Source organism: Streptomyces sp. CGMCC 4.7035 (assembly GCF_031583065.1).
Lineage (GTDB): Bacteria > Actinomycetota > Actinomycetes > Streptomycetales > Streptomycetaceae > Streptomyces > Streptomyces yaanensis.
The window spans coordinates 4,851,623-4,873,501 of sequence record NZ_CP134053.1 but is presented as its reverse complement, the minus strand read 5'-3'; the positions used below and the strand labels follow the sequence as shown (position 1 = coordinate 4,873,501).

Genomic DNA, 21,879 nt, shown 5'->3' with positions numbered 1-21,879 from the left:
ATCGTCGAGCGGGACATGCTCTGCCCCCAGGGTGGTTTCAAAGTCTGACTGTTCGCGCGTCTGTGCTGGTCAGCGGAGTCCGAGGAGTGCCAGGGGACGGGTGAACGGCTCGTAGGACATCTCGCGGAGTCCGGCGGCGATGTTGTGGTGCCCGGCGGCACGGAGGCAGTTGATCGCGTAGCTCCGCAAGGTGGCCATGTTCTCCGGGCCATGCTCGGTGTGCACCTTGGAGGCGTCCTCGCGGAAGGCAGTGTCCCTCACGAAGTGGAGCCGGTTTTCGATCACCCACTGCGAACGAATGATCTTCGCGAGCCGCTGTGGGGAGGCTTCCCGGCTGGTCAGATCGGTGATGACGTAAACCGTCTCGCGGCTGCGCCTGCCGGTCTTCAGGCAGGTGCGGTGGCGTACGACCCGGGCGACCTGTGTGGCGTGCGGGAAGTCGAGGTCATCGACGGTCAGGACCTGCACCACGCGGGTCTCCTTTCGGCCGTGCCCCTCGGTGCGGTCGTAGAACTTCGCGGTCACCTCCTTCCAGGGCAGCATGTGCAGCCGCTCGTAGAGACCGGCCTGGTTCTTCTTCACGCACAGCGCGTAGTGCGCCTTCTTCTCCTCGACGAGGAAGCGGGCGTGGCCGCGCTGGGCGTGCAGGGCATCGGCCGTCACGGTCACCCCGGTCAGGTCGAACGGGGCCAACAGGCTGGCGAAGCAGGTGATTTCATTCGTCTTGTCCGGGACTCGCAACTGCGTGACGGTCAGTCCGCCACCGGTCATGGCGGCGAGCAGATGCGCGGCTGGGGTGTCACCGTGGCGGGAGCCACGGGCGCTTTTGCCGTCCACGGCCAGGGTGTCGGCGCCGGACGGGTCGCTTCCCAGCAGGTCGGCGAGGCCACCTGGGCAGACTCGGTTGATGATCCGGCGGATCGTCGCCGTGCTCGGCGCGACGCACACGGTGAAGGCGGACACCGTCCGGGCGCCGAGCCGGGCCAGGGTGTCCTGCGGAGCGTTTCGCGCCCACTGCCCGATCGCCGCGAAGGACCGGGCCCCACACATGACGGCGGAGCAGGCCGTCAGCAGCACGCTCACGAACGGGTGACGCCTTCCGCGCCGGTCACGGGGATCGGGCAAGGTCGCCAGCCGGGACGGCAGGTCGCCGATCACGCCGTGCTGACGCGAGGGCGACTTGACCAGACACACGGTGGCAGACTGACGACACATCGAAGCTCCGGGCGATACAGGCGACTTGGTAGGTCACCGGCATCAACCGGAGCTTCGTTGCATGCGTGGCGGCCCGCGACCCCATCGTCATGATGCCGTGACCAGCACGGATCCTTGATCCACAAGACTTTGAAACCGCCCTGGCTCTGCCCCCCCAGCAGGCGATGATCGGCCACGCCGCCTTCGGTGACGTGCCGGTGCCGCTCTACCAGGCGACGGGCGTGATCACGTATCAGATCCTGTTTGTCGTCCTCGAACGCCACTCGACGGTTGCCCAAGGCACTGCCTTTTGTCTCGACGAGGGCTACCGGAACGCGCACTTCGTCCTCGCCGCACTCGTCGGCGTCGGCATGATGCTCGCCCTGGCGCTGCCCAGCATCGAGCGGCCGGACGAGGCGCTGTCGGGCTGATGCGTACGGCGGCCGACTCGCCTTGGCGCTGTCCCGCTGCGGGACAGCGCCCAGAGACGTCCGAAGCCTCGCGGATGCGCGCTTCACGTGAGGTCGAGGAACTCGCTCAACGTGTTGCGTCGCGAGGGATGCTGGAGCTTGGACATCGTATTGGCCGCGATCTGGCGGATGCGCTCGCGGGTGACGCCGTACACCTGGCCGATCTCCTCCAGCGTCTGCGGGTGGCTGCCGTCCAGGCCGTAGCGGCGGATGATGACGCCGGATTCCCGGGCGCTCAGCCCTGCGAGGGTATCGCGCAAGGCGTCCTGCAGTTGGGAGTACAGGACGCTCTCCCAGGGGCTGACGCTGTCCGCGTCCTCGATCAGGTCGCCGATCTCGGCGCTGCCGTCGTCGCCCAGGACGGTGTGCAGGGAGATCGGTTCCTTGTCGTATCCCTGGATCTCGGGGATCTGCTGTGCCGGGACGCCGCAGATCTCCGCCAGCACCTCGGGCTCGGGTTCGACGCCGTGTTCCTGGAGCAGTTCGCGCCGTGCCTTCGCCACCCGGTTGATGAGCTCCACCATGTGGACCGGGATCCGGATCGTGCGGCCCTGGTCGGCCAGGGCCCGGGTGACGGCCTGCCGGATCCACCAGGTGGCGTACGTCGAGAACTTGAAGCCCTTGGCGTAGTCGAACTTCTCGACGGCCCGGATCAGTCCGGTGTTGCCCTCCTGGATCAGATCCAGGAACAGCAGTCCGCGGCCGGTGTACCGCTTGACGATGGAGACGACCAGGCGGAGGTTCGCCTCCACCAGGTGCGCCTTCGCGCCGTGTCCGTCCTCGACGAGGAGCCGAAGTTCCCGCCGGAACTCCGGGGACAGGTCCGGCTCTTCGTCGAGTTTGTGGCCGGCGTACAGACCGGCCTCGATCCGCTTCCCGAGTTCCACCTCCTGCTCGGCGGTCAGCAGCTTCACCCGGCCGATGAGCTTCAGGTAGTCGTGCACCTGGTCGATGCTGGCGCCCGCCGTGGTGAGCCGCGGAGCAGGGGCGTCCGCGTCGTCATCCGCGAGGAGGAACCCCGCCTGGGACTGTGTCGGCGCTTCGGCGCCGATGGCCACGCTCATGTCACTTCACCTTCAGGATGTCGCAGAGGAACTGATCGGTGTACGAGTCGGGTTGGGACGCCACGTCCTCGGGCGTGCCATGGGCGATCAACGCGCCGCCGGGGTGCCCGCCTTCCGACCCATACCGATCGGCCGGTCGACGGTCTTGATGACGTCGAGATTGCTCGATCAGGACGACCGACCCGGGCGTCCAGTAGTCGCAGGTAGTCGTGGACCTCGGTGAGAGCGCCGACGGTCGAGCGGGGATTGCGGCTCGAGGACTTCTGGTCGATCGCGACTGCCGGACACAATCCTTCGATCACGTCGACATCCGGCTTGTCAAGGCCACCCAGGAATTACCGGGCATGCGAGGAAATTGATTCGACATAGCGCCGCTACCCCTCGGCGGAAAAGGTGTGGAACGCCAGGCTTGACTTCCCGGAACCGGAAACACCTGCGATTACGATTAGTGACCACTCGGCAACTCTGGGGATATGTCACGGAGGTTGTGCTGGCGGGCGCCCTTGACGACAATAAAGCTCTTCACCGTCTCGACCCTAAAACAGGCGGAGATGTGGTGCTGCGAAATCGTTATGAATATTCTTGAGGGGTCTGCTCTGTGCTCACGAGTCGCCCCTATTTGTCAAGCCCGTCGATGTTCGGCTGATCGCGAAAACTGCTGAATCCTCTTTATGGTGTGTCTATGCCTCGCCTCACCCCGCAGCGTCGATCCTCCAGGCGTCAGCAGATCCTGGATACGATCGCGCGGGAGGCGCTCACCGAGGTCAGGCAGGCCAATTGACCGGCTGCTGCTCCAGGACCACTGCCGTCGCTGGACGCGGTCCTGACCGAGGCTTTCACGCACCGGGTGACCCCCGGAGGAGCGGTGGGACGCGGCCGCACTGTCGATGGGCACACAGAGCCCGGTGGTCGCGTGCATGGCCACGCACTACCCGCCGACGCTGCGGGCCACCTCGGCCGGGTTGGAGCTATCGTCGGACCGATGTATCTGTCGGCCACCACCGCACTGTTCACGTCCCCGAAGGCGGACTTCTACGCCTTCGGCCTCCCTGCCGTGCTCGGCGCGCTCGACCTGCTCCTGCTGCCTCGCAACCGCGGCCGCGACACCGCGCGCCCCGTCGCACTGCCTGGTCCCGAGCCGCTCCGGGAAGCCACCTGATCCACGAGCGGCTTGAGCGCGACGAGGTTCCGATCGACATCCGCAGTCGGTCGGAACCTCGTTCTCAGGCAGAACGGCAGGGCCGCTGCGCACAGTGACACACACCCCTGCCGCCTTGCCCTGCCCCGCCGCACCGGGGACAGCGCCTACGTGGCAGTCTTGACCGGCAGCCGCAACTCCCTGTCAGACGGCGGTCGCCGTCCCGTGATCCAGAACTTGCACGGTGCTCTGCTCCGGCGCCAGATTCCGGAACAGGTGCAGGTGGAGCTGTTGGTGGACGGTGGCAAGTCCCGCCTGATGGATGGGGAGCGCAATGCGAGGCGCCACGGCCCGCAGATAGTCGATCGCCTCGCTCGCCTTCATCCACGGGCCTCCGGTCGGCAGCAGCAGCACATCCACCGGCTGCTGCGGAACGACGAAGGCGTCACCGGGGTGGAGGAGCCGTTCGTCGACCAGGTAGCCGTTGTTGTGGATGCACGGCAGTTGAGGATGAATGACCGCGTGGTCGCCGGCCAGCGCCTGGATCGGTACCCCGGCGATCGTCACGCTGTCGCCCTTGCCGACGGTCTCGTGCCGCAGTCCTGCTTCTCCGAGGTGCTTACCGCTTCCCGGGTCCGCGATCACCCGGGCTGCCGGGTTCGCTTCGAGCAGCGGTCCGAGGCGCTCGATGTCGACGTGGTCAGGGTGCTCGTGAGTGAGGAGTACGGCGTCGACATCGCGCAGGTTCTCGAAGCCGACCGAGTACGTGCCGGGGTCGAAGAGCAGTCGGGCGGTGCGGTCCTCCCGCTCGATCTCGACCAGGACACACGCGTGTCCGTAGTGAGTGATCTTCATAGTGTGCTCCATGTGCGTCATCAATATGGGTGGGCGGCCGACTTCGCTGTCCGCGTCACAGCCACGCGGGCAGCGCGGGCAGGCCCGGAGGCGAGCAGGTGAGACCGTCTCCGGTGGTACGTCCGGTGAGCCAGCCGAGCAACTCCGCGGTGGAGCCCTTCACTTCGATCGCAGAGTCAAGAGGTTGGGTCGGCCTGGTCGTCAGTGGCAGCCCGCCCGCCGGGGCGGGCACTATCAGCGCCGGGCAGCCGTCGCGCCCGGCCAGGGTGGTGACCACGTCGGGGAGGAGCGCCTCGGCCAGGTCCTCGGGCAGGGCCTCGAAGGTGACGCCCGTACCGAGATCCACGAGGTGGATCCACACCTCGCGGATCCGCAGCCAAGGGATGAGCGAGGCCGCTACGAGACGCCCCTGAGCGGTGCGCACCGTACGCCCCAAGGTGATGACAGGCAGTTCGTCCAGGGCCTGTTGGAGGCGGACGGCGCTGTCCTTCACGTCCTTGAGGATCACCTGCGCCGTCCGTCGAGCGCCCTCCTCGATGTCCCGCAGGCACCCTTCGGTGCCGTGTGGGTACATCGGGGTCTCGACACCGGTGGCGGCCCAGGTGACCAGGTTGGTGAGGGCGTCGGCGTTACGCGCGACATGGGTGAGCAAGTGAGCGTTCCGCCACCCGGGCAGGGTGCTCGGGCCGGTCACCCACGCCTCGTCGGCCCTGCTGAGCTGGGTGTGCAGCAGGCTCGTACCCGATGCGAGCCATTCGAGCAGTCGCGGGAAAGGGGCGGGCTCACGCGTCATGCGGCTTCTCCTGGACGCAGCGGTTGCGGCACTCGCCGAGCCCTTCGATGCGGGTGGTGAGGAGGGCGCCGTCACCGAGGTACTCCTTGGGAGTGCGAGCGTGGCCGACGCCACCGGGGGTACCGGTGGCGATGACGTCCCCGGGCTCCAGGGTGATGATCGTCGACAGGTAGGACACCAGGGCGGCCGCGTCGAAGACCAGGTCGCCGGTGTCGGCCTGCTGCTTGGTCACGCCATCGACCTCGGTGGTGAGCTGACGCGAGCCGATGTCCGCCTCGTCCGAGGTCACCAGGACCGGACCGAACGGTGTGGTGGCTTCGAAGTTCTTGCCCTGCAGCCACTCCTTGGTGCGGTACTGCCAGTCGCGGGCGGTGACGTCGTTGAGGACCGCGTAGCCCGCGACCAGTCCGGCAGCCTCCTCCACCGAGACGTTGCGGGCCCGTCCCCCGATGACGACCGCCATCTCGCCTTCCCAGTCGATGGCCTGGGAGGCCGCCGGCAGCACGATGTCGTCGTACGCGCCGATCAGGACGGCCGGGAACTTGGCGAAGACCGTGGGGTACTGGGGCAGGTCGCGGCCCATCTCCAGGATGTGGGTCCGGTAGTTGAGGCCCACGCAGAAGATCTTCTGCGGACGGGGGACGACGGGCGCGTAGTCGAGTCCGTCCAGGGCGTGCCGGGTGCCGTCGGCGTTCGCGGCGAGCTCGCGCCAGCCCTCCTCGGCGAGCAGCGCGCCGACGTCCGAGTGGCCGGTCTCCACCGCCTCCGTCGCATCGACGCGGACCGCCGCGGTGCCGGTGCCGGTGCGGATGGTGGCGAGCTTCATGACTGCTCCCTGCGGGCGAGGTTGAGGCGTTCGAAGATGGGGGCGTCGCTGAACCGGAAGAGGTCCAGGTCGGTGCGGGCCTCGATGGAGACCTCGCACCAGGAGGGCACGGCGATGAGGTCGCCGCGTACGACGTCGGTGCGTCGGCCGTCGAGGGTGATGGCACCGGTGCCGTCGAAGACCTGCCACACGCTGGAACCGGTCTCGCGGACAGGCGCGGTGCGGTACGCGGCGGCGACTCGGTGCATTTCGGTACGGATGGTGGTGAGAGCGTCGGCCCCGGTGGTGGGGTTGCTGAAGCGCACGGCGGCGTGGCCGGGTTCCGTCAGGACGCCTGGGTGTCCTTCGGCGGCGACTTCGAGCTGAGCGGTCAGTGCCGCGTCGGTGTGTTCCCAACGGTAGGCGGCCAAGGGCGAGTTGGGGGTGTCCTTCGCCACGGCAGCGAGCGGGCGCAGTCCCGGATGGCCCCAGATGCGTTCGGAGCGCGAGCGATCCGGGGTGGAACGGTCGCTCACCCCGTCCTCACCGAACTCGAAGAAGCCCGTGTCGGTGGCGGAGACGAACGGGATGTCCAGGCCGTCCAGCCAGGCCATCGGCTTCGGATGTGGGTTGTGATGTCCGTGAAACTGCCATCCCGGCGTGAGCAGGAGGTCGCCTCGGCGCATGGCCACCGGGTCGCCGTCGACGACGGTCCACACGCCTTCGCCCTCGAGGACGAAGCGGAAGGCGTTCTGGCTGTGCCGGTGGGCGGGGGCGACTTCGTTCGGGCCGAGGTACTGGATGGCCGCCCACAGCGTCGGGGTCGCGTACGGGAGGCCGGGCAGGCCCGGGTTGGAGACGGAGATGGCGCGCCGCTCACCGCCGCGCCCGACGGGGATGAGCTCCCCGGCGCGAGCGGCCAGCGGGTACAGGTCGTCCCAGTGCCAGATGTACGGGACGGCCTGCGGCGCAGGTGTCATCGGCATGAGGTCTTCGCGCTCGGTCCACAGCGGAATGAGCCCGAACCGGTTGAAGTCCTCGTACAACTCTTTCTCAGCGGAGGAGAGTTCGGCTCCGCCCGCATCCTGAGGGGACGCCTGCCTCATCGTTCAGTCCTCTCCGACAGTCGTTGCCAGTAGTTCCAGCCGGCGTCGATCTGGGTGGGGTTCCAGATCTGGTTGCGCTTGAATGCTGCTTCCTCGCTGTCGGACCACACCTTCGGTCCGCCGGCAGACATGGCCATGAGCTGCGTACGGCAGGCCCGTTCCAGCAGGACGGCGTACATCACGGCGGTCCCGGCGTCGGGGCCGACCGTGACGGCGCCGTGCTGCGGCATGAGGCAGGCGGGCGCGTCGCCGAGCGTGTCGGCGAGCGCTGTACCGAGTTCCGCGGTGGCGATGAGTGCGCCGGTCCTGGTGAAGCGCGGCACCTGGGGGTCGCAGAACACGGTGCCGTCGTGGGAGATGGGGCGCAGCGGTACATCGAGCGAGGCGAAGGCGCTCAGGGCGGGCGCGTGCAGGTGCACGACACAGCCGACGTCCGGGCGCCGGGCCATGATCTCGGTGTGAATCGGATACTCGATGTGTCGCTTGCCCTCGCCGTGCAGGACCTCGCCCTCGCGGCTGACGAGGAGGACGCGCTCGGTCTCTATCTCCTCGAAGCCCCAGCCGGAGGCCTTCATCCACACGCCGTCACTGTCGGGGTCGCGGACGGCGGCGTGGCCCCACACCATGTCGGTCAGACCGGCGGCGGCCAGGGCTCGGCTGGCGCGGACGGTCTCGTCGATCTCGTTTTTCATCAGGGTCCTCGTGGGTCGACTCAGACGGCAAGCGACTGGTACAGCCAGTCAAGGTCGGTGAAGTCGTCGGGGCTGCGGCGTCCGAAGACGCGGTCGCGCAGGGCCGAGAGCGGGGTGTCGTTGTGGGCGTGCCAGACCTGGCCCCAGCCGCGGGCGACGCGCTGCACCAGGGCGGTACGGGGGATCCGTTCCGCCTGGTAGGCGGCGAAGGCCTCGTCGATGTCGCCGCTGTGCTTGACCAGTTGGCGGGCCAGGCAGTCGGCGTCCTCGATGGCCTGGCAGGCACCCTGGGCCAGGTACTGGAACATGGGGTGCGCGGCGTCGCCGAGCAGGGTGACGCGTCCGCGGGTCCAGTTGTCCAGGGGTTCGCGGTCGTACATCGGCCAGCGCCGGGACGTGTTGAACATCTTCACGGATTCCCGGACCTGTACGCAGGATGTGGCGAAGGCCTCGGTGAGCTCGTCGGGCCCGCCCCACCGGTCGGTGTGCTCGATCTCGGGCCTGTAGCTGGGGCTTCGGAAGACGGCGACCTGGTTGTAGAGCTCGCCGCGCCGGATCGGGTACTGCACCAGGTGCCGGTCGGGGCCGACCCAGATGATCTCGTCGTCCTGCTCGACGGGGAGGTCGACCTGGTCCATGGGGAGTGCGCCGCGGTAGGCGACGTACGCGTCCGTCACGGGCTTGTCGTCCGACAGGAGTTGCCGGGCGCGGGACTTGAGGCCGTCGGCGCCGATCAGGGCGTCGGTGCGGTAGCTCTCGCCGTCGGCGAAGTGGACGACGGCTGTGGTGCCGTGCTCCTCGATGTCGACGACCTGGCGGTTGTTCTCCAGGGTGACCTTGGGGTGCTCGCGGCAGGCGGCAAGCAGGACGTCGAGCAGGTCGCCGCGGTGCAGCACGCTGTACGACTGCCCGTAGCGCTCGCGAAAGGGGGTGCCGAAGTCGATGGTCGTCAGGTGCTTGCCGGTGTCGGCGTGCAGGAACACCAGGTTGCGCGGTCGGACCGCGACCTCGTTGACGGCGTCGAGGACGCCGAGGGAGTCGAGGATGCGCAGCGCGTTCGGGGCGAGCTGGATGCCGGCGCCGATCTCGGCGAACTCCGGTGCCTGTTCGACGATATGCGCATCGAAGCCGGCCTGGGCGAGGGCGAGGGCGGTCGTCATGCCCCCTATGCCGCCTCCGATGGTGAGCAGCGGTATGTGTCGCACGGTTACTCCTTGGTCCAGTGGGCGACGAGGGGGGTGTCCACGCCGATGGGGCCGGTGCCGTAGGCGCCGCCGGGGCTCTCCAGCGGGTCGTCCTTGCCGGGCAGGGCCGCCGAGAAGAACTCGGCGTTGTCCTTCGCCCAGACCGGGTCTGCCTTCTTCGGTGCGGCGATGGCATCGACCGGGCATTCGGGCAGGCAGGCCCCGCAGTCGATGCATTCGGCGGGATTGATGTAGCGCTTGGTGAGGCCCTCGTAGATGCAGTCCACGGGGCACACGTCGACGCAGGAGCCGTCGAGTTCGTTGATGCACTTGTCGTTGATCACGTAACCCATGAGGCGTCCTCCTTCAGGGGGTCGGGATCGGTGGGCGTTCGCTTGAGTGGCCGGGGAAGAGGTCCTCGTCGGGCCGCAGGCGTACGGCGATGTTGTTGACGGCGGTGGCGGCCTCGCCGAATCCGACGGTCATCAGCCGGACTTTGCCTGGGTAGGTGGTGATGTCTCCGGCGGCGTAGACGCGATCGAGGCCGGTGGACATCGCGGTGTCCACGTGGATCTGCTGCTTGTCGATCGTGAGCCCCCAGGTGGTGAGGGGCCCCAGCGAGGCGATGTGCCCCAGGGCGGGGATCAGGACGTCGGTCTCGACCGTCTGCAGTACCTGGGTCCCGCAGTCGCGTACGGTCACGGACTTGAGGGAGTCGACACCGTGCACCTCGGCGATCTCGCTGTTGGTGAGGATCCGAACCGAGGAGTCCATGAGCCGGGCCACCGAGTGCTCGTGGGCGCGAAAGCGGTGTCGCCGGTGGACGAGCGTCACCTGACGGGCGTGCGGGGCAAGGGCGTTGGCCCAGTCGACGGCGCTGTCGCCGCCACCGACGATCACCACGTCGCGCTCGGCGTACTCGTGGGGCGGAGAGACCAGGTGGTGCACGCCGTTCCCGGTGAACCCGTCCAGGGCGGGCAGCGGTCGCGGGGTGAACCGCCCGATGCCCGCGGTGATCAGCACGGCGCCCGCGCGGATGACGCGTCCCGTGTCGGTGGTGACGATGACCGCGTTCGCGTCCTGCCGGCCCAGTTTGACGGCGCCCTCACCGAGGACGACGGTCGGTGCGGCGGTCTCGGCCTGCCGCGTGAGCCGCTCGACCAACTCACGGCCGGTGACCGCGGGGAAGCCGGCGACGTCGAAGATCTCCTTGTCGGGGTAGAGCGCGGCAACCTGACCGCCGAGGTGGGGCAGGCTGTCCAGGAGGGTCACGTCGAGCCCGCGCATCCCCGCGTAGTAGCAGGCGAAGAGCCCCGCGGGACCCGCACCGACGATGAGTAGTTCGGTCTCGCGCACGGCAGGCGTCCCGGACGGCGGGACGGGTTCGGACATCATCGGCTCCCAAGAGGTACGTCGGCGACAAGTTCGGCATAGGCGCGGGCGGCCGCCGGATGCAGCGGAAGCGGCGTGCGGGCCACTTCGGCGGTTTCGGCGGGGCGGCGCCCTCGGATCAGAATTTCGGCGATCAGGCGGGCGAGTGCGTCATCCAGGTCTCCCCGGCACAGGACCGCGAAGTCGGAGCAGTCCAGTGCGGTCACGTCCGTTCCGAGGAGCGGAATCTGCTCTGCGCGCACCACGCGGGGAAGCCAGCCCTGGAGAGCGAATCCGTGCAGGACCCGATCGCCCCAGCGCAGGTACCGTACCGGCCGCGCGGCCACGGCCCTCTCCCATTCCGGCATGGACATCATGTCGTGGATCACGACGTCGGCCTCCCCCGTGGCGTACCGGCCGAGGCAGTCGGCGGGCTCCGCGTCATACACGAAGCGGAGGCCGCCGACGCCCAGGCCGGCCAGGCGCAGCGCCCGGTGCACGGCGAAGCCGACAAGGCTGACCCCGTCGTCCGCGGGCGTCGCGATCGTCATGCGATCGGCGCGGTCCGCCAGGTCGGCGACGGTGTCGAGCGGCAGCGCCGCGTCGGCCGCGGCCACGAGACACCCACGGCGCGGAACAACTCCCAGCGCGAACAGCCCCTGTAGATCGCCGAATTGGTGCAGCAGGCGCAGTGCCGCCACCGGCGCGACGACCGCGATGTCGGCCTTCTTGTTGAAGAGGGCAGCGGTCTCGTCGAGACCGCCGCGCCCGCTCGCGCACGTGAACCGCACTTCCCGCGGGGTGAGTTGGCGTATGGCCTGCTCAATAGACCCCTGGACCGCGCGCACGTCGGCCTGGTCGGCCAGCAGGCTGGACCCGCCGGTCATGAGGATGCCCGGCGGACCGACCGACACCCGCGCAAAGGGCGGGCGCGGGGCGGCGAAGGTACAACGGGCAGGCGCGGGTGCTGAAACATGGCGGCTCCTCCAGGACATCAGCTGTGACGCATCATGCGGAACACTGTTCTGGAGTGTGACCCGTTTTCATGTTCGAGACAAGGCTGGAAAACGCTGGGATAACGTGCTCCGCATGACCGAAGATGACGCTCCCGCCAGCGGGTCGAACCGGACGAAACACCCCACGGGACTGATCGGGGCGGTCGACAACGTGCTGCGCCTTCTGAGCATGTTCGAAGATCACGAAGCGATCCGCGTCAACCAGGTGGCGCGCGACATGAACCTGTCTCGCTCCACGGTGCACCGCATGCTGGCGACCCTCGGCCACCATCAGTTCGTGGAACAGGACGAAGACTCCCGGGCCTACCGACCCGGCCCCGCGCTGGTCGACATCGGCCTGTCGGTGGTGGCGAGCATCGACATCCGGGCCATCTCCCGAGACGCCCTGGTACGGCTGCGGGACGAGACGGGAGAGACCGCCCATCTGGCCTGCCTGCGGGGATCCGACGTCGTGCACCTGGACGTTGTCGAGAGCAACCGCGCCGTACGCGCGGGCAGCCGCGTCGGCTGGACCGTGCCGGCGCACGCGACGGCGATCGGCAAGGCGCTCCTCGCCGAGCTGCCGGACGCGGACCTGGCCGCACTCCACCCGAGCGGCGAGCTCAGGGCACTCACGCCGCGCACGATCGGCACACTCGACGCCCTGCACGCCGAGCTGGACACCGTCCGGGAGCGCGGCTACGCGACCAACGACGGTGAGAGCGAACTCGGTGTCCGCTCGGTGGGAGCGGTGGTGAGGGGCCGCGACGGTCGCGGCCGCGCCTCCATTGCGGTCACGGCGCCCAGCTCCCGGGCGGATGCCAAGTGGACCGAGGACACCGCGGCGACGGTGACGCGTGTCGCGAAGGAGCTGAGCGAGCACATCGGCTGACGCGCACCGGCGACGCATCCGTCGATCCACAGCCCGCGGCGCCGAAGGCCCCGGCGGACCCACCCGCCATGAACCGCGCCCTTACGGCCCTGTCAGCAGCGCTGCGCCCCCGCGCAGCGCTCAACACAGGATCGTGACGGTGGCACGGACCTCGTTCGCCGAGAACAGTTTCACCGCGACGTCGATGCGCTCGGTGGCCCGCGACGCGGGGTGGACCCGGCGCTGGTCCGGTACTACTTCCTCCCCACCGTCGCCGCATCCTTGCCGGAGGAGGAGCGGCTGCTGCGGTCGGGGTTCGTCTCGACGCAGCTGCTCGGCCTGGCCATGACCCGCTGCGTGTGAAAGATCAACCCGGTCGCAGCCCTGCCGGCTGACCGGCTCGCCGCGGCCGTGGCACCGGACATCCAGCGACCTCACAGATGACTTCGCCTGAGATTTCTTCGCCGGCTGGGCCAGGGGACTCCCGCTGTGCTCAGGAGAGACGCGAAGTCGACCCGGAAGTCAAAGTTGAATAGCTGGTCAGGGCTCAGTAGCGTCCCCGTCCACGTTTCATCCATCTGCGGGAGTACCCATGGGAAGCCCTATCCGCCTCAACGCCCTTGTGACCGGCGGGAGTCGAGGCATCGGAGCGGCCACATCCTTGCGACTCGCCGCGGCGGGCTTCCGGGTCGCAGTGAACTACCACTCGAACCGTGCCGCAGCGGACGAGGTCGTCGCAAAGATCGAGGCGGACGGTGGCAGCGCGATAGCGGTGCGGGGAGACGTCCGTGACGCCGACGATGCCGCCACGTTGATCGAGCACGCGCGCCCGACGGGCGCCTGGACGCTTTGGTCTGCAATGCGGCGGCGGGCTCGTTCGTGCCCACGCCGCTCGGCTCGCTGCCCTGGTCCGACTTCCACGCGAAGGTGGCCGACGAACTGGCCGGCGTGTACACGCTGTCGCAGCGCGCATGGCCCTGATGGCGGAGCAGCAGCGCGGGAGCATCGTCTTCGTCTCGAGCACGGTCACCGACGGCCCGCCCACCCCCGGGATGGCGGCCCACGGAACGGCGAAAGCCACCCCGAACACCTTCGCGCGATTCCTCGCGTGCGAGGCGGGTCCGCCTCGCGTTCCCGCTTTGGACGGTGACCAGGGCTCTGCCTACCTTGTGGGCAAGGGTATGAACGGCCGCGGCCAGCGCTCGAAGGCGTCCCCGAGCACCAGAAAGCCGGCCGGGAGGTCATGACGCCAGGTCAGCGCGACGCAGGACAGAGGGACGCCGACGGCGACCAGGTCCACGGCCAGCCCTCCGCGGCTGTCGTCCCTGAGGGAGACCTGGGTGGCTCCGGCTTCCCAGTCGGTCCCGTCCGCACGGCGCCGCGCGTCCAGGGGCGGCCCCTGCATGCGGTGCCAGATGTGTATGGCCGAAGGTCGGGGCGGCGGTGCGGCGGATTCCATGGTGCCAACTCCCTGTGCACTGGAACCTGTCCGGTCGATCAAGTCGCAGGAAAGCACTGGCGCCCTGTTGGTGCCGGTGAGCGGGGTGTGGTGCGTGCAGCTGCAAGGCGGCGGTGGGAAGTCGACACGATGGGGGTCCCCCGCTCGAGCGAAGCCGAGAGTGGGGCGACCGACGACAACGCCGCTGGGGGTCCCCTTTGGGGGAGTGTGTGCCACACCCCGGCCGGCGCGATACGCCGGGTCACGCTAGGGAGATTCGGACAACGTTGTCAAGACCAGGCACTGAAATCGATTCAGGCCATTGACCCGAACAGGCGACCGGGCTACGTTCTCCGCCCGAGCCCAATGAATCGTTTCCACGTTCGCAACTCCCCGCACGCCGACCCGTAGAGCCTTCGGGCGGGCCCGACCACCCATGGGCGGCGCCGCGCGCCGACCGCGCCAGGACCGCAAGGGCACAACCACCAGCAAATCACCACCAGGCAAGTCGACACCGGACCCCTAATGAATCGTTTCACCTCCGGGCGTCGAACCCAACCACCAGGAGCGCAGATGCCGCAGGACGAGCAAGCAGCCGCGAACCCGGAGCGCCGGACCTTCCTCAAGGCAGGCGGTGGCGCCATGCTCGCGCTGACGGCCCTGTCCACCGTCTCGGTCAGCCGGGCGGCGGCAGCGACCGGTACATGCGCGGAGGCACCGCAGGCGGCCGCAGCCGGTTCCGCACCGGAGTGGCAACGCTACGTCCAGGCGCCCCCGGACCGGACGGTCCGACCGGTCCGGGTGGTCCGCTGGAGCGGCGACGTGACCGACCCCGAGGCGCTGCTGACCGCAAGCGGCGGGGTGACCGTACTCAGACGCCCGGCCCCCGCGCCCGCGCCCAGATGGCCGGACGGCACCACCGCGACCGCTTCCTCGGCGCACGCGCCCAACAACGGCAACGACGGCACGCCACGGACGTACGACGCCTCCAACGCCATCGACGGGAACCCTGACACCTTCTGGAACGACGACACCATCGCCGCCTACCCGGACACGCTCACCATCACCGTGCCGAGCGCCGTGACGCTGCCCGGCGTGACCCTGCTGTCCAACTCCGACGGCGTGCCGGCCGACTTCACCGTCGAGACCTGGGACGGCAGCGTCTGGCACACCGCGGCGACGGTCACCGGCAACAGTGAGGTGCAGCGTTCCGTGCCGTTCGACCAGCCCGTCACCACCACCGGCGTACGGATCACCATCACCGCCGACCAGGACAGTTCCAAGGGCACCTTCACGCGCGTCAACGAGGTATGGCCGGACGTCGTGAAACAGGCCGACACGCCGGGGGTGGTCGTGGACTTCGGCAAGGTCGTCGTGGGGTACCCGCGCGTCCGCTTCGCCTGGGCGTCCGACGGCAACCCGGGTGTACGGCTTGCCTTCTCCGAGACACTGCAGTTCCTCACCGACCGGTCCGACTTCACCCGCTCCGACCAGTCCGGTGGCGCCGGGAAGGGGACCGACCAGTTCGCCGTCCCGGCCGGGGGCGCCGACTGGACGGACCGCAAGGGGTACCAGGCCGGGGACAAGGTGTACGCGGACGGCCTGCATGGCTTCCGCTACCTGCAGATCACCCTGGACGCGCTGGCCTCCGACGCGCCGGCCGCGCAGCCCTACGGCCAGGTCGCCGTCGACAGCGTCTCGCTGGACTTCACCGCCTACCTCGGCACCCCCGACACCTTCCGGGGCTGGTTCCTGTCCTCCGACGACGCTCTCAACCGGCATTGGTACGCGGCCGCGTACACCAACGACCTGTGCATCGACACCTTCCGGTCGGACGACGTGGACCCGCGCAATGCCGACACCCCCACGTTGCGCGGCAAGCTCGTCCTGCACGACGGCGCCAAACGCGACCGCGACCCCTACGTCGGCGACCTGGCGGTGGCCGGGCCCTCGCTCTACCTGACGCACGACGACGCTACAGCGGCGGTGCGCAACGTCCTGGCCGACCTCGCGGACCACCAGCGCGCCGACGGCTGGATCCCGCCCGCCTCGATCGCCAACTACGCGCTGAACCTGTTCGACTACCCGCTCTGGTGGGTCATCTGCAGCTGGGACTACGTCCTCTACACCGGCGACCGCGACTACGCCGCCCAGTACTACCCGCAGCTGGTCAAGGTGCTCGACAGCTGGTACCCGAGCGTCACCGACACGGACGGCCTGCTGAGCAAGGGCCTCAACGGCACCGGCAACTACGGCGACTACGCCTTCCTTCCCCGGACCGGCCGCATCACCTACTACAACGCCGCCTACGTCCAGGCCCTGAACAACGCCGCCGAGATCGCCCGTCTGCTGGGGCACCCCGATGACGCGGCCCGTTGGCGGGCACGGGCCCAGCAGGTCGCCGAAGCGGTCAACACCCACCTGTGGGACGCGGACGCCGGCGCCTACCTCGACTCCGCGACGGGCCCCGTACGGCACGGCCAGGACGGGAACTCCATCGCCATCACCGCGGGCGTTGCCGACACCGCACGAGCGGCAGCTGCCCTGGACCACCTGACGGCCACCACCAAGCGGCCGTACGGGAACGCCTTCATGGACAACGACACGCTCTTCGACGGGTCCTCACAGCGGGTCTACGCCTTCACCTCCTACCCTGAACTGGTCGCCCGCTTCCGGACGGGCAGTGCCGACTCGGCGATCGACCAGATCAAGCGGACCTACGGCTGGATGGAGGCGCACGACCCCGGTCTCACCCACTGGGAGGGCATCGGCCCGGACGGCACGCCGTACGAGGACTCCTACACCAGCATGGCGCACGGCTGGTCGACCGGTGTACTGCCCGCGCTCACCAACGAGCTGCTCGGTGTACTGCCGACCTCACCGGGGTTCGCCACCTGGACGGTTCGCCCGCATCCGGGCTCGGTGGCGTGGGCCCAGGGACAAGTACCCACTCCACACGGCCCGTTGGCGGTAAGCTGGAGCAACGACGGGCCGGGCGAGTTCACACTCACCGTGAGCGGCCCACGGGGTACAAGAGGCACGGTCGCCGTGCCCACCGGTGGCCGTCCCGTGTCCGTCCGCGTCGACAAGCGGACCGTGTGGCGACGCGACAAGGCCCGGGGGAACTACGGTGCCCGGTTGGCCGACGGCTACGTGCTCCTGGACAACCTGGAGGCCGGAAGGCACGCAATCGTGGTCCGGCCGGCCGACTAGCTGGAGACCTTCGGCCGCCGTGACCTGCTAAAGGCAGTACTGCACCTCTACGCCGATAGGGACTCGATCATTTGAGAGGATCGAGTCATGGCACGTCCCTCCCAGTACCCGTTTGAGCTGCGCCGTCACGCGGTGCGGATGGTCGCCGAGGTGCGGCCGGAGTACGACACCGAGTGATCCGCGATGAAAGCGGTCACCCAGAAGGCCGGGCATCGGCACGACCGAGATACTGCGCAAGTGGGTGCGGCAGGACCAGATCGACACGGGTGCCCGGCCGGGCACCACGAGTTGAGGCCGCGGAAGCGGTTCTCAATGAGTGGTGTGCATCGTGAGGTTGCTGGTCACGGGTCTGGTGTGAGGGTTGGGAGAGCTACTCGCGCTGGTCGTCGGCCGGTGTCCATGGCGAAGATCGTCTGACTTGTCGTTCGGGGCCGTCTTCGGGTTCTGCTGCGCGGACCGTTGTGCCGCTCTTACGTTCCGTTGCCGGGCAGGTACGCCGGGAGAGCGTGGGAGGGTGTGGGGATGCGGGAGCTGGAGCGGATCACGGCTCGCCGGAGTGAACTGGACACGCTCGCTGCGGAGTTGGCCAAGCAACTGCGGGAGGTCCAGGCCGAGCGGGAGGAGCTCGTGATCGCCGAGCGGGTCGTGAACCGGCTGGCCGAGCAGGACCCGGCCGCGGCGGAGGCCGCGGCGGCCGTCGCGGTGACGCCCGCCGGGGAGGAGGCTGACCTTGAAGAAGCCTGCCCGCGGCTGGGTGAAGAAGCCGAGTCCCACCGGCCGAGCCGGCCTACGAGGAAGACTCGGCGTCGTCGACGAACTGCCGGTGTCGGGTCATCGAGCGGTGAGGACGTGCGCCCACGGCTCATCGATGTCGGTCAGACCCAGCACGGTGACCACGTTGTCGAGCATGCCGGCGCCGAACCAGCGCCGCACGGCGTCGTCGTCGCCCAACAGCTGCCGGACGGTGTCGACCTGCTTGGCGTAGCACCGGCGCACGGCCTGTGCCACCAGCGGCTCGCCGGCGGCACAGTTCGCGTGCATGAGGAAACGCAGGATGTTCCGGTCCGCGACGAGCGCGGCGTAGGCGCCGCGCGCGGCATCCAACGCCGCCTCGGGCCCCGGCCCGGCCCCACCCGAGGCCGGTGAGTGAGCGACCAGCGTTTCGGTCATGACGACGGACACGTGGTCGACCGCCGCCGCGAACAGAGCTTCCTTGTTCGGGTACAGGCGGTAGAGATACGGCTGAGAGATGCCGACCCACTGTGCGATCTCGTGTGTCGTCGTACCGTAGAAACCTTTTTGCGCGAAGCAGTCGACCGCGGCGACCATGATGGACCGACGTCGTTCGTCGCTCTTCGTGCTGGTACCGGCGGCAGGCATGGGCGTCAGTCAAACACGGCTTCCCTCAGCTTCCAAAAGTCACGCTGAGGTCAGGGTCGGACGGCACGTCGTTGGGCGTGAGCGCCTCGATCGCCACCAGCGGGTTCCAGTAGTCCAGGTAATGGGTGATACGTGCGTCGTCATCGGTGCGCACGACGGAGATGCACGTCTGCTCGTACGGCTTGCCGGTCGGCAGCGCAGTGCCCTTCGAGCGGAATTCGCCGATCACCAGACTCGGATCGACCGTGTCATGGAACACCAGGTCGACGAACTCGACGTCAAAGGTCTCGGGAAAGTTGCTCATGTGCGCGACCAGTGCGTCTCGCCCCACTACCCGCTGGGGCACGCCGGCTGGCGCGTACGGGAACTCGAGCACCGCGTCCGGGGCGAACAGCTCCACCCATTCCTCGACGCGTCCGGCGGCGGTAAGGCGCAGGTGCTCGCGCAGGGTGTGCTGGGCGGCGGCGCGGCGGGCGGCGTCGTCTTCCTTGACTGTCATCTTCACTCCTACATTAGTGATCGACCTATAACTTACCACACCGCCAGCCGTTGCGGGTGGTCGAGCAGGAGGTGACGCCAGGAGATCCCGGTCCGGTTCATGTAGAGGATGGCGTCCAGAAAACGCCCCCTCGGTGACGGGCGACGGCCCGGCGCTATCGGCGCCCGTCACGCAGCGTCACGGATCACCGGTTCTGACACAGTTGCCGCACCCCTCCTCGTGACGCCTTGCCAGGCGTAAAAATTGGGTCGGCAGCTGTCCGTTGACGTCGGCAGAAACTTGAGGGAGCGATCCCGCGAGACAATCTGATGCCGGAGCTGGCCTGAAGGGCCGTGCACTGTTGCGCTCGAGCACGCCTTTCAGCTTCCGAGGCCCCCTTCCACTCCTGGGCAGCCGCCGCCCTGGCCTGGCCGATCGAGGAAGGGTCCCGTAGTAGCTCCCTGACAGCCTTCTCGAGCTCGCCCAGGCTGGGCTCGGTGGCAGCCATGGCTCTCCTTTACCTCGTGGTCGCGGCCGGTGGCCGGAAGTGCTCCTGGGACGGAGCGATCGTCGCGAAGGACCCCTGGCACGCCAGGGCGACCGATCCGCCGACGACCCCGCCAACGGCAAGACCGCCAACGATTCGTCGACTATCAGGCCGGCCGAGTCCTCAGCGGCAGCAACAACACCCCACCCTCGGCAGCGGACCGCACCCGTCCGGCGCATGGCAGGGCAGCTAGGAGGAGGTGATCGAGCACAGTGGACCCGGTCGGCGCGCTGGTCACGCAGCTCGCGGCGGCGAGCGGCGTACGGGTCATCGGCACGGCACACCCGCGCAACCACTCCTACGTGGCCCAGTTGCGCGCTGAGCCCGTCGCGTACGGGGCCGGCTGGGCCGACCGGGTACGTGCTCTGGCCCCGGACGGAGTCGACGCCGCACTCGACGCGGCGGGAGTCGGCGTCCTGGAGGGCTCGCTGACACTGTGCGCTGCCGAGCGCGTTCTCCTCATCGCGGACATGACGTTCGGTCAGCACGGCGTGCAGTTCTCCTCCGGGCCGGACGAGCCGGATGTCGCGGCCCTGCAGGAAACCGTGCAGCGGGTCGCGGCCGGAGAGGTGACGGTGCAGCTGGCGGCAGACTTCCCCCTGGTGGGAGCCGCAGCCGCGCACCAGGCGATGCTCGACGGACACGTCCCGGGCAAGCTGATCCTCGTACCCTGACTCCTCCCTCTTCGACTCGTGGTGGCTGTGCGGTGTCGGCACCGCACAGCCACCACGTCACATGCCACGCAGACTCCTGTGCCCGCCACCTCACTGACGAGGCGGCGGGCGCAGGTGGTTTCGGGTGGGTAGTCGGTCGCCTCGCTGCGGGCTCCGGAGTGGAAATGGCGGCGCGCAGGGCGACGGACTCCCACACAGCCAGGTTGACGAAGCTGGTTCCACCGCCTATAGAGCGGTGGCTATGCCCCGTCGGGCGCGGGCAGCGGCCAACTGGGCCTCCACTTCAGCCGGTTCAAACGCGTTCGAGAGTCGGCTCGGACTGCTGCGCGGTGTTCTGTGCGACCCGACGGCTCTTCGGCGACCGCTTGCGTACGCCGATGAGGATGACGGGGATGAGGGCGACGGCCAGCATGCCGATGCCACCCCGCCATGTGATCAGTCCCTTTGCGCTTCGCGGGACTCCGGCTGGCCGCTGCGACGGGAGGTTCTGCGGGTGATTCGCCTGGTCACCGAACGCCCGCAGTCGATGCTCTGGACCAAGTCGTCGCTCAGACGTCTCATCTGGCCGATCTGTGGAGTAACGCTCCTGACGGTTCGAAATGGCGTCAGGGCATCACCCGCCTCCGCGACGTCCTCGACCCTCCGATCCCACCACAAGAAGAAACCATATTCCAGATTTGACCGGAAACCCACGGTCACGGACCATAGAAGTCGAGCCAGAACCGCAACTCGTGAACAAAGCCAGACGCGAGTTTGCGAGAAAAGTCAACTTTGATTAGTTGCTTTGCGGGGGGCTAGGTTCGAAAGCCAGCCCACCCCACCAGGAGGAACCATGGCAAGCCCTGATCGCCCAATAGCCCTCGTCACCGGAGGCAGCCGAGGTATCGGTGCCGCCACCTCACTGAGGCTTGCCTCCGCAGGCTTCCACGTGGCGGTGAATTACTTTTCGAACCGAACCGCGGCCGACGAGGTCGTCGCGAGGATCAAGGCGGACGGCGGCAGCGCCTTGGCCGTCCAGGGAGACGTTCGCGACGAAGAACAGGCCGCCCGGATGATCGAGCAGGCGGCACCCGACGGCCGCCTCGATGTCCTGGTGTGCAACGCCGCCGCGGCCACCTTCACTCCCACACCGGTGAGCGCGTTGTCCTGGTCCGACTTCCGTACGAAGGTGACGGACGAACTGGCCAGTGCCTACGTCCTGGCGCAGCGCGCGCTGGCCCTGATGGAGAAGCAGAAGCGGGGAAGCATCGTCTTCGTCTCCAGCACGGTGGCCGACGGGCCGCCCGCCCCCGGGATGACGGCCCATGGAACAGCCAAGGCCGCCCTGAACACCTTCGCGCAGTTCCTGGCGTGCGAGGCCGGCCCCATGGGCGTCCGTGTCAACGTGGTCGCCCCGGGCTTCGTACGCACAGAAGCCAGCGCCCACATGCCGAAGGCGGTCCAGAAGCAGCTGGCGGACCGGGCGCCGCTCGGGCGCCTTGCCGAAGCGGATGACGTCGCGAGGGCCATCGCGATGCTGGTGGGCGACGACGCCCGGTTCGTGACCGGGGCAGTGGTGCCGGTCGACGGCGGGTCGACCGTGTCCCGCATGTAGGTTCGTGCGGCTGTGCC

Annotated in this window: 22 protein-coding genes and 2 pseudogenes; 9 read left to right on the top strand and 15 right to left on the bottom strand. The window is 68.6% G+C overall.

Annotated features, from left to right (window positions below; all coding sequences use genetic code 11):
- Positions 1 to 69: 69 nt before the first annotated feature.
- Positions 70 to 1,215 carry an ISAs1 family transposase gene (locus Q2K21_RS21035; RefSeq protein ID WP_310773280.1) on the bottom strand — a complete coding sequence of 382 codons (1,146 nt, stop codon included), beginning with the start codon at positions 1,213 to 1,215 and terminating at the stop codon, positions 70 to 72.
- Positions 1,216 to 1,379: 164 nt separating this feature from the next.
- Here Q2K21_RS21035 and Q2K21_RS21030 point away from each other — a divergent pair, with 164 nt between their 5' ends.
- Complete coding sequence (locus tag Q2K21_RS21030; protein WP_310773278.1) at positions 1,380 to 1,625, top strand: hypothetical protein; 246 nt, start codon at positions 1,380 to 1,382, stop codon at positions 1,623 to 1,625.
- An 83-nt stretch (positions 1,626 to 1,708) separates the two neighbouring features.
- On the opposite strand, the gene Q2K21_RS21025 is transcribed toward Q2K21_RS21030, so the two are convergent.
- Both Q2K21_RS21025 and Q2K21_RS21020 read right to left on the bottom strand, forming a co-directional pair.
- Positions 1,709 to 2,728 (bottom strand): RNA polymerase sigma factor, encoded by a 1,020-nt coding sequence (locus Q2K21_RS21025; protein ID WP_310773276.1) that lies wholly within the window; start codon positions 2,726 to 2,728, stop codon positions 1,709 to 1,711.
- 83 nt (positions 2,729 to 2,811) lie between these two features.
- A pseudogene (locus tag Q2K21_RS21020) lies at positions 2,812 to 3,254 on the bottom strand (excinuclease ABC subunit UvrA); the annotation flags it as partial.
- 456 nt (positions 3,255 to 3,710) lie between these two features.
- Between Q2K21_RS21020 and Q2K21_RS21015 the strand changes: the two are divergent.
- A complete protein-coding gene (locus Q2K21_RS21015) occupies positions 3,711 to 3,887 on the top strand; it encodes a hypothetical protein (protein WP_310773273.1) in 177 nt (58 codons plus the stop codon).
- A gap of 183 nt (positions 3,888 to 4,070) precedes the next feature.
- On the opposite strand, the gene Q2K21_RS21010 is transcribed toward Q2K21_RS21015, so the two are convergent.
- The 9 genes from Q2K21_RS21010 to Q2K21_RS20970 are packed head-to-tail and all read right to left on the bottom strand — an operon-like array spanning position 4,071 to position 11,559.
- Positions 4,071 to 4,721 (bottom strand): MBL fold metallo-hydrolase, encoded by a 651-nt coding sequence (locus tag Q2K21_RS21010; RefSeq protein ID WP_310773272.1) that lies wholly within the window; start codon positions 4,719 to 4,721, stop codon positions 4,071 to 4,073.
- A gap of 55 nt (positions 4,722 to 4,776) precedes the next feature.
- Positions 4,777 to 5,514, bottom strand: coding sequence for a maleylpyruvate isomerase family mycothiol-dependent enzyme (locus tag Q2K21_RS21005; protein WP_310773269.1), 738 nt, complete (start codon positions 5,512 to 5,514; stop codon positions 4,777 to 4,779).
- Positions 5,504 to 6,340: a fumarylacetoacetate hydrolase family protein gene (locus Q2K21_RS21000; RefSeq protein ID WP_310773266.1), complete on the bottom strand. Its 837-nt coding sequence runs from the start codon at positions 6,338 to 6,340 to the stop codon at positions 5,504 to 5,506. Before Q2K21_RS21000 ends, Q2K21_RS21005 begins: the two co-directional genes overlap by 11 nt.
- Positions 6,337 to 7,425, bottom strand: coding sequence for a cupin domain-containing protein (locus tag Q2K21_RS20995; protein WP_310773264.1), 1,089 nt, complete (start codon positions 7,423 to 7,425; stop codon positions 6,337 to 6,339). The genes Q2K21_RS21000 and Q2K21_RS20995 overlap by 4 nt, the downstream gene beginning before the upstream one ends.
- Positions 7,422 to 8,117 carry a class II aldolase/adducin family protein gene (locus tag Q2K21_RS20990; protein WP_310773262.1) on the bottom strand — a complete coding sequence of 232 codons (696 nt, stop codon included), beginning with the start codon at positions 8,115 to 8,117 and terminating at the stop codon, positions 7,422 to 7,424. Before Q2K21_RS20990 ends, Q2K21_RS20995 begins: the two co-directional genes overlap by 4 nt.
- Positions 8,118 to 8,137: 20 nt before the next feature.
- Positions 8,138 to 9,322, bottom strand: coding sequence for an FAD-dependent monooxygenase (locus Q2K21_RS20985; RefSeq protein ID WP_310773260.1), 1,185 nt, complete (start codon positions 9,320 to 9,322; stop codon positions 8,138 to 8,140).
- Positions 9,323 to 9,324: 2 nt separating this feature from the next.
- Positions 9,325 to 9,654 (bottom strand): indolepyruvate ferredoxin oxidoreductase subunit alpha, encoded by a 330-nt coding sequence (locus Q2K21_RS20980; protein ID WP_310773258.1) that lies wholly within the window; start codon positions 9,652 to 9,654, stop codon positions 9,325 to 9,327.
- 13 nt (positions 9,655 to 9,667) lie between these two features.
- Entirely contained in the window at positions 9,668 to 10,693 is a 1,026-nt protein-coding gene (locus Q2K21_RS20975; protein WP_310773256.1) for an NAD(P)/FAD-dependent oxidoreductase, read from the bottom strand.
- Positions 10,693 to 11,559 (bottom strand): TAXI family TRAP transporter solute-binding subunit, encoded by an 867-nt coding sequence (locus tag Q2K21_RS20970; protein ID WP_310773254.1) that lies wholly within the window; start codon positions 11,557 to 11,559, stop codon positions 10,693 to 10,695. Before Q2K21_RS20970 ends, Q2K21_RS20975 begins: the two co-directional genes overlap by 1 nt.
- A gap of 202 nt (positions 11,560 to 11,761) precedes the next feature.
- Between Q2K21_RS20970 and Q2K21_RS20965 the strand changes: the two genes are divergently transcribed.
- The 4 genes and pseudogenes from Q2K21_RS20965 (at position 11,762) to Q2K21_RS20950 (ending at position 13,785) form a co-directional block, all read left to right on the top strand.
- Positions 11,762 to 12,559: an IclR family transcriptional regulator gene (locus Q2K21_RS20965; RefSeq protein ID WP_310773251.1), complete on the top strand. Its 798-nt coding sequence runs from the start codon at positions 11,762 to 11,764 to the stop codon at positions 12,557 to 12,559.
- Between the two features lie 210 nt (positions 12,560 to 12,769).
- Entirely contained in the window at positions 12,770 to 12,901 is a 132-nt protein-coding gene (locus Q2K21_RS20960) for a hypothetical protein (RefSeq protein ID WP_310773248.1), read from the top strand.
- Positions 12,902 to 13,130: 229 nt separating this feature from the next.
- Positions 13,131 to 13,307: pseudogene (locus Q2K21_RS20955) on the top strand (SDR family NAD(P)-dependent oxidoreductase); the annotation flags it as partial.
- Positions 13,308 to 13,509: 202 nt separating this feature from the next.
- Positions 13,510 to 13,785 (top strand): SDR family NAD(P)-dependent oxidoreductase, encoded by a 276-nt coding sequence (locus Q2K21_RS20950; RefSeq protein WP_310773246.1) that lies wholly within the window; start codon positions 13,510 to 13,512, stop codon positions 13,783 to 13,785.
- Here Q2K21_RS20950 and Q2K21_RS20945 read toward each other — a convergent pair.
- Entirely contained in the window at positions 13,701 to 13,997 is a 297-nt protein-coding gene (locus Q2K21_RS20945) for a hypothetical protein (protein WP_310781418.1), read from the bottom strand. The genes Q2K21_RS20950 and Q2K21_RS20945 overlap by 85 nt on opposite strands.
- Before the next feature lie 552 nt (positions 13,998 to 14,549).
- Between Q2K21_RS20945 and Q2K21_RS20940 the strand changes: the two genes are divergently transcribed.
- A complete protein-coding gene (locus tag Q2K21_RS20940) occupies positions 14,550 to 17,189 on the top strand; it encodes an alpha-L-rhamnosidase-related protein (protein WP_310773244.1) in 2,640 nt (879 codons plus the stop codon).
- An 831-nt stretch (positions 17,190 to 18,020) separates the two neighbouring features.
- Here Q2K21_RS20940 and Q2K21_RS20935 read toward each other — a convergent pair.
- Positions 18,021 to 18,569, bottom strand: coding sequence for a TetR/AcrR family transcriptional regulator (locus Q2K21_RS20935; protein WP_310773241.1), 549 nt, complete (start codon positions 18,567 to 18,569; stop codon positions 18,021 to 18,023).
- 25 nt (positions 18,570 to 18,594) lie between these two features.
- Positions 18,595 to 19,068, bottom strand: coding sequence for a nuclear transport factor 2 family protein (locus tag Q2K21_RS20930; RefSeq protein ID WP_310773239.1), 474 nt, complete (start codon positions 19,066 to 19,068; stop codon positions 18,595 to 18,597).
- Positions 19,069 to 19,806: 738 nt separating this feature from the next.
- On the opposite strand from Q2K21_RS20930, the gene Q2K21_RS20925 reads away from it, so the two are divergent.
- Together Q2K21_RS20925 and Q2K21_RS20920 are read left to right on the top strand one after the other, a co-directional pair.
- The gene (locus Q2K21_RS20925) at positions 19,807 to 20,268 is read left to right on the top strand and encodes a zinc-binding dehydrogenase (protein ID WP_310773237.1); all 462 of its coding nucleotides are present in this window, start codon (positions 19,807 to 19,809) and stop codon (positions 20,266 to 20,268) included.
- 832 nt (positions 20,269 to 21,100) lie between these two features.
- On the top strand, positions 21,101 to 21,862 hold the full coding sequence (locus Q2K21_RS20920) for an SDR family oxidoreductase (protein ID WP_310773234.1): 762 nt from the start codon (positions 21,101 to 21,103) through the stop codon (positions 21,860 to 21,862).
- The last annotated feature ends 17 nt before the right edge of the window (positions 21,863 to 21,879 follow it).

Coding starts and splice junctions, on each gene's coding strand:
- Q2K21_RS21035 (WP_310773280.1), bottom strand. CDS start 1,215: ATGTGTCGTCAGTCTGCCACCGTGTGTCTGGTCAAGTCGCCCTCGCGT.
- Q2K21_RS21030 (WP_310773278.1), top strand. CDS start 1,380: ATGATCGGCCACGCCGCCTTCGGTGACGTGCCGGTGCCGCTCTACCAG.
- Q2K21_RS21025 (WP_310773276.1), bottom strand. CDS start 2,728: ATGAGCGTGGCCATCGGCGCCGAAGCGCCGACACAGTCCCAGGCGGGG.
- Q2K21_RS21015 (WP_310773273.1), top strand. CDS start 3,711: ATGTATCTGTCGGCCACCACCGCACTGTTCACGTCCCCGAAGGCGGAC.
- Q2K21_RS21010 (WP_310773272.1), bottom strand. CDS start 4,721: ATGAAGATCACTCACTACGGACACGCGTGTGTCCTGGTCGAGATCGAG.
- Q2K21_RS21005 (WP_310773269.1), bottom strand. CDS start 5,514: ATGACGCGTGAGCCCGCCCCTTTCCCGCGACTGCTCGAATGGCTCGCA.
- Q2K21_RS21000 (WP_310773266.1), bottom strand. CDS start 6,340: ATGAAGCTCGCCACCATCCGCACCGGCACCGGCACCGCGGCGGTCCGC.
- Q2K21_RS20995 (WP_310773264.1), bottom strand. CDS start 7,425: ATGAGGCAGGCGTCCCCTCAGGATGCGGGCGGAGCCGAACTCTCCTCC.
- Q2K21_RS20990 (WP_310773262.1), bottom strand. CDS start 8,117: ATGAAAAACGAGATCGACGAGACCGTCCGCGCCAGCCGAGCCCTGGCC.
- Q2K21_RS20980 (WP_310773258.1), bottom strand. CDS start 9,654: ATGGGTTACGTGATCAACGACAAGTGCATCAACGAACTCGACGGCTCC.
- Q2K21_RS20975 (WP_310773256.1), bottom strand. CDS start 10,693: ATGTCCGAACCCGTCCCGCCGTCCGGGACGCCTGCCGTGCGCGAGACC.
- Q2K21_RS20970 (WP_310773254.1), bottom strand. CDS start 11,559: ATGACCGGCGGGTCCAGCCTGCTGGCCGACCAGGCCGACGTGCGCGCG.
- Q2K21_RS20965 (WP_310773251.1), top strand. CDS start 11,762: ATGACCGAAGATGACGCTCCCGCCAGCGGGTCGAACCGGACGAAACAC.
- Q2K21_RS20950 (WP_310773246.1), top strand. CDS start 13,510: ATGGCCCTGATGGCGGAGCAGCAGCGCGGGAGCATCGTCTTCGTCTCG.
- Q2K21_RS20945 (WP_310781418.1), bottom strand. CDS start 13,997: ATGGAATCCGCCGCACCGCCGCCCCGACCTTCGGCCATACACATCTGG.
- Q2K21_RS20940 (WP_310773244.1), top strand. CDS start 14,550: ATGCCGCAGGACGAGCAAGCAGCCGCGAACCCGGAGCGCCGGACCTTC.
- Q2K21_RS20935 (WP_310773241.1), bottom strand. CDS start 18,569: ATGCCTGCCGCCGGTACCAGCACGAAGAGCGACGAACGACGTCGGTCC.
- Q2K21_RS20930 (WP_310773239.1), bottom strand. CDS start 19,068: ATGACAGTCAAGGAAGACGACGCCGCCCGCCGCGCCGCCGCCCAGCAC.
- Q2K21_RS20920 (WP_310773234.1), top strand. CDS start 21,101: ATGGCAAGCCCTGATCGCCCAATAGCCCTCGTCACCGGAGGCAGCCGA.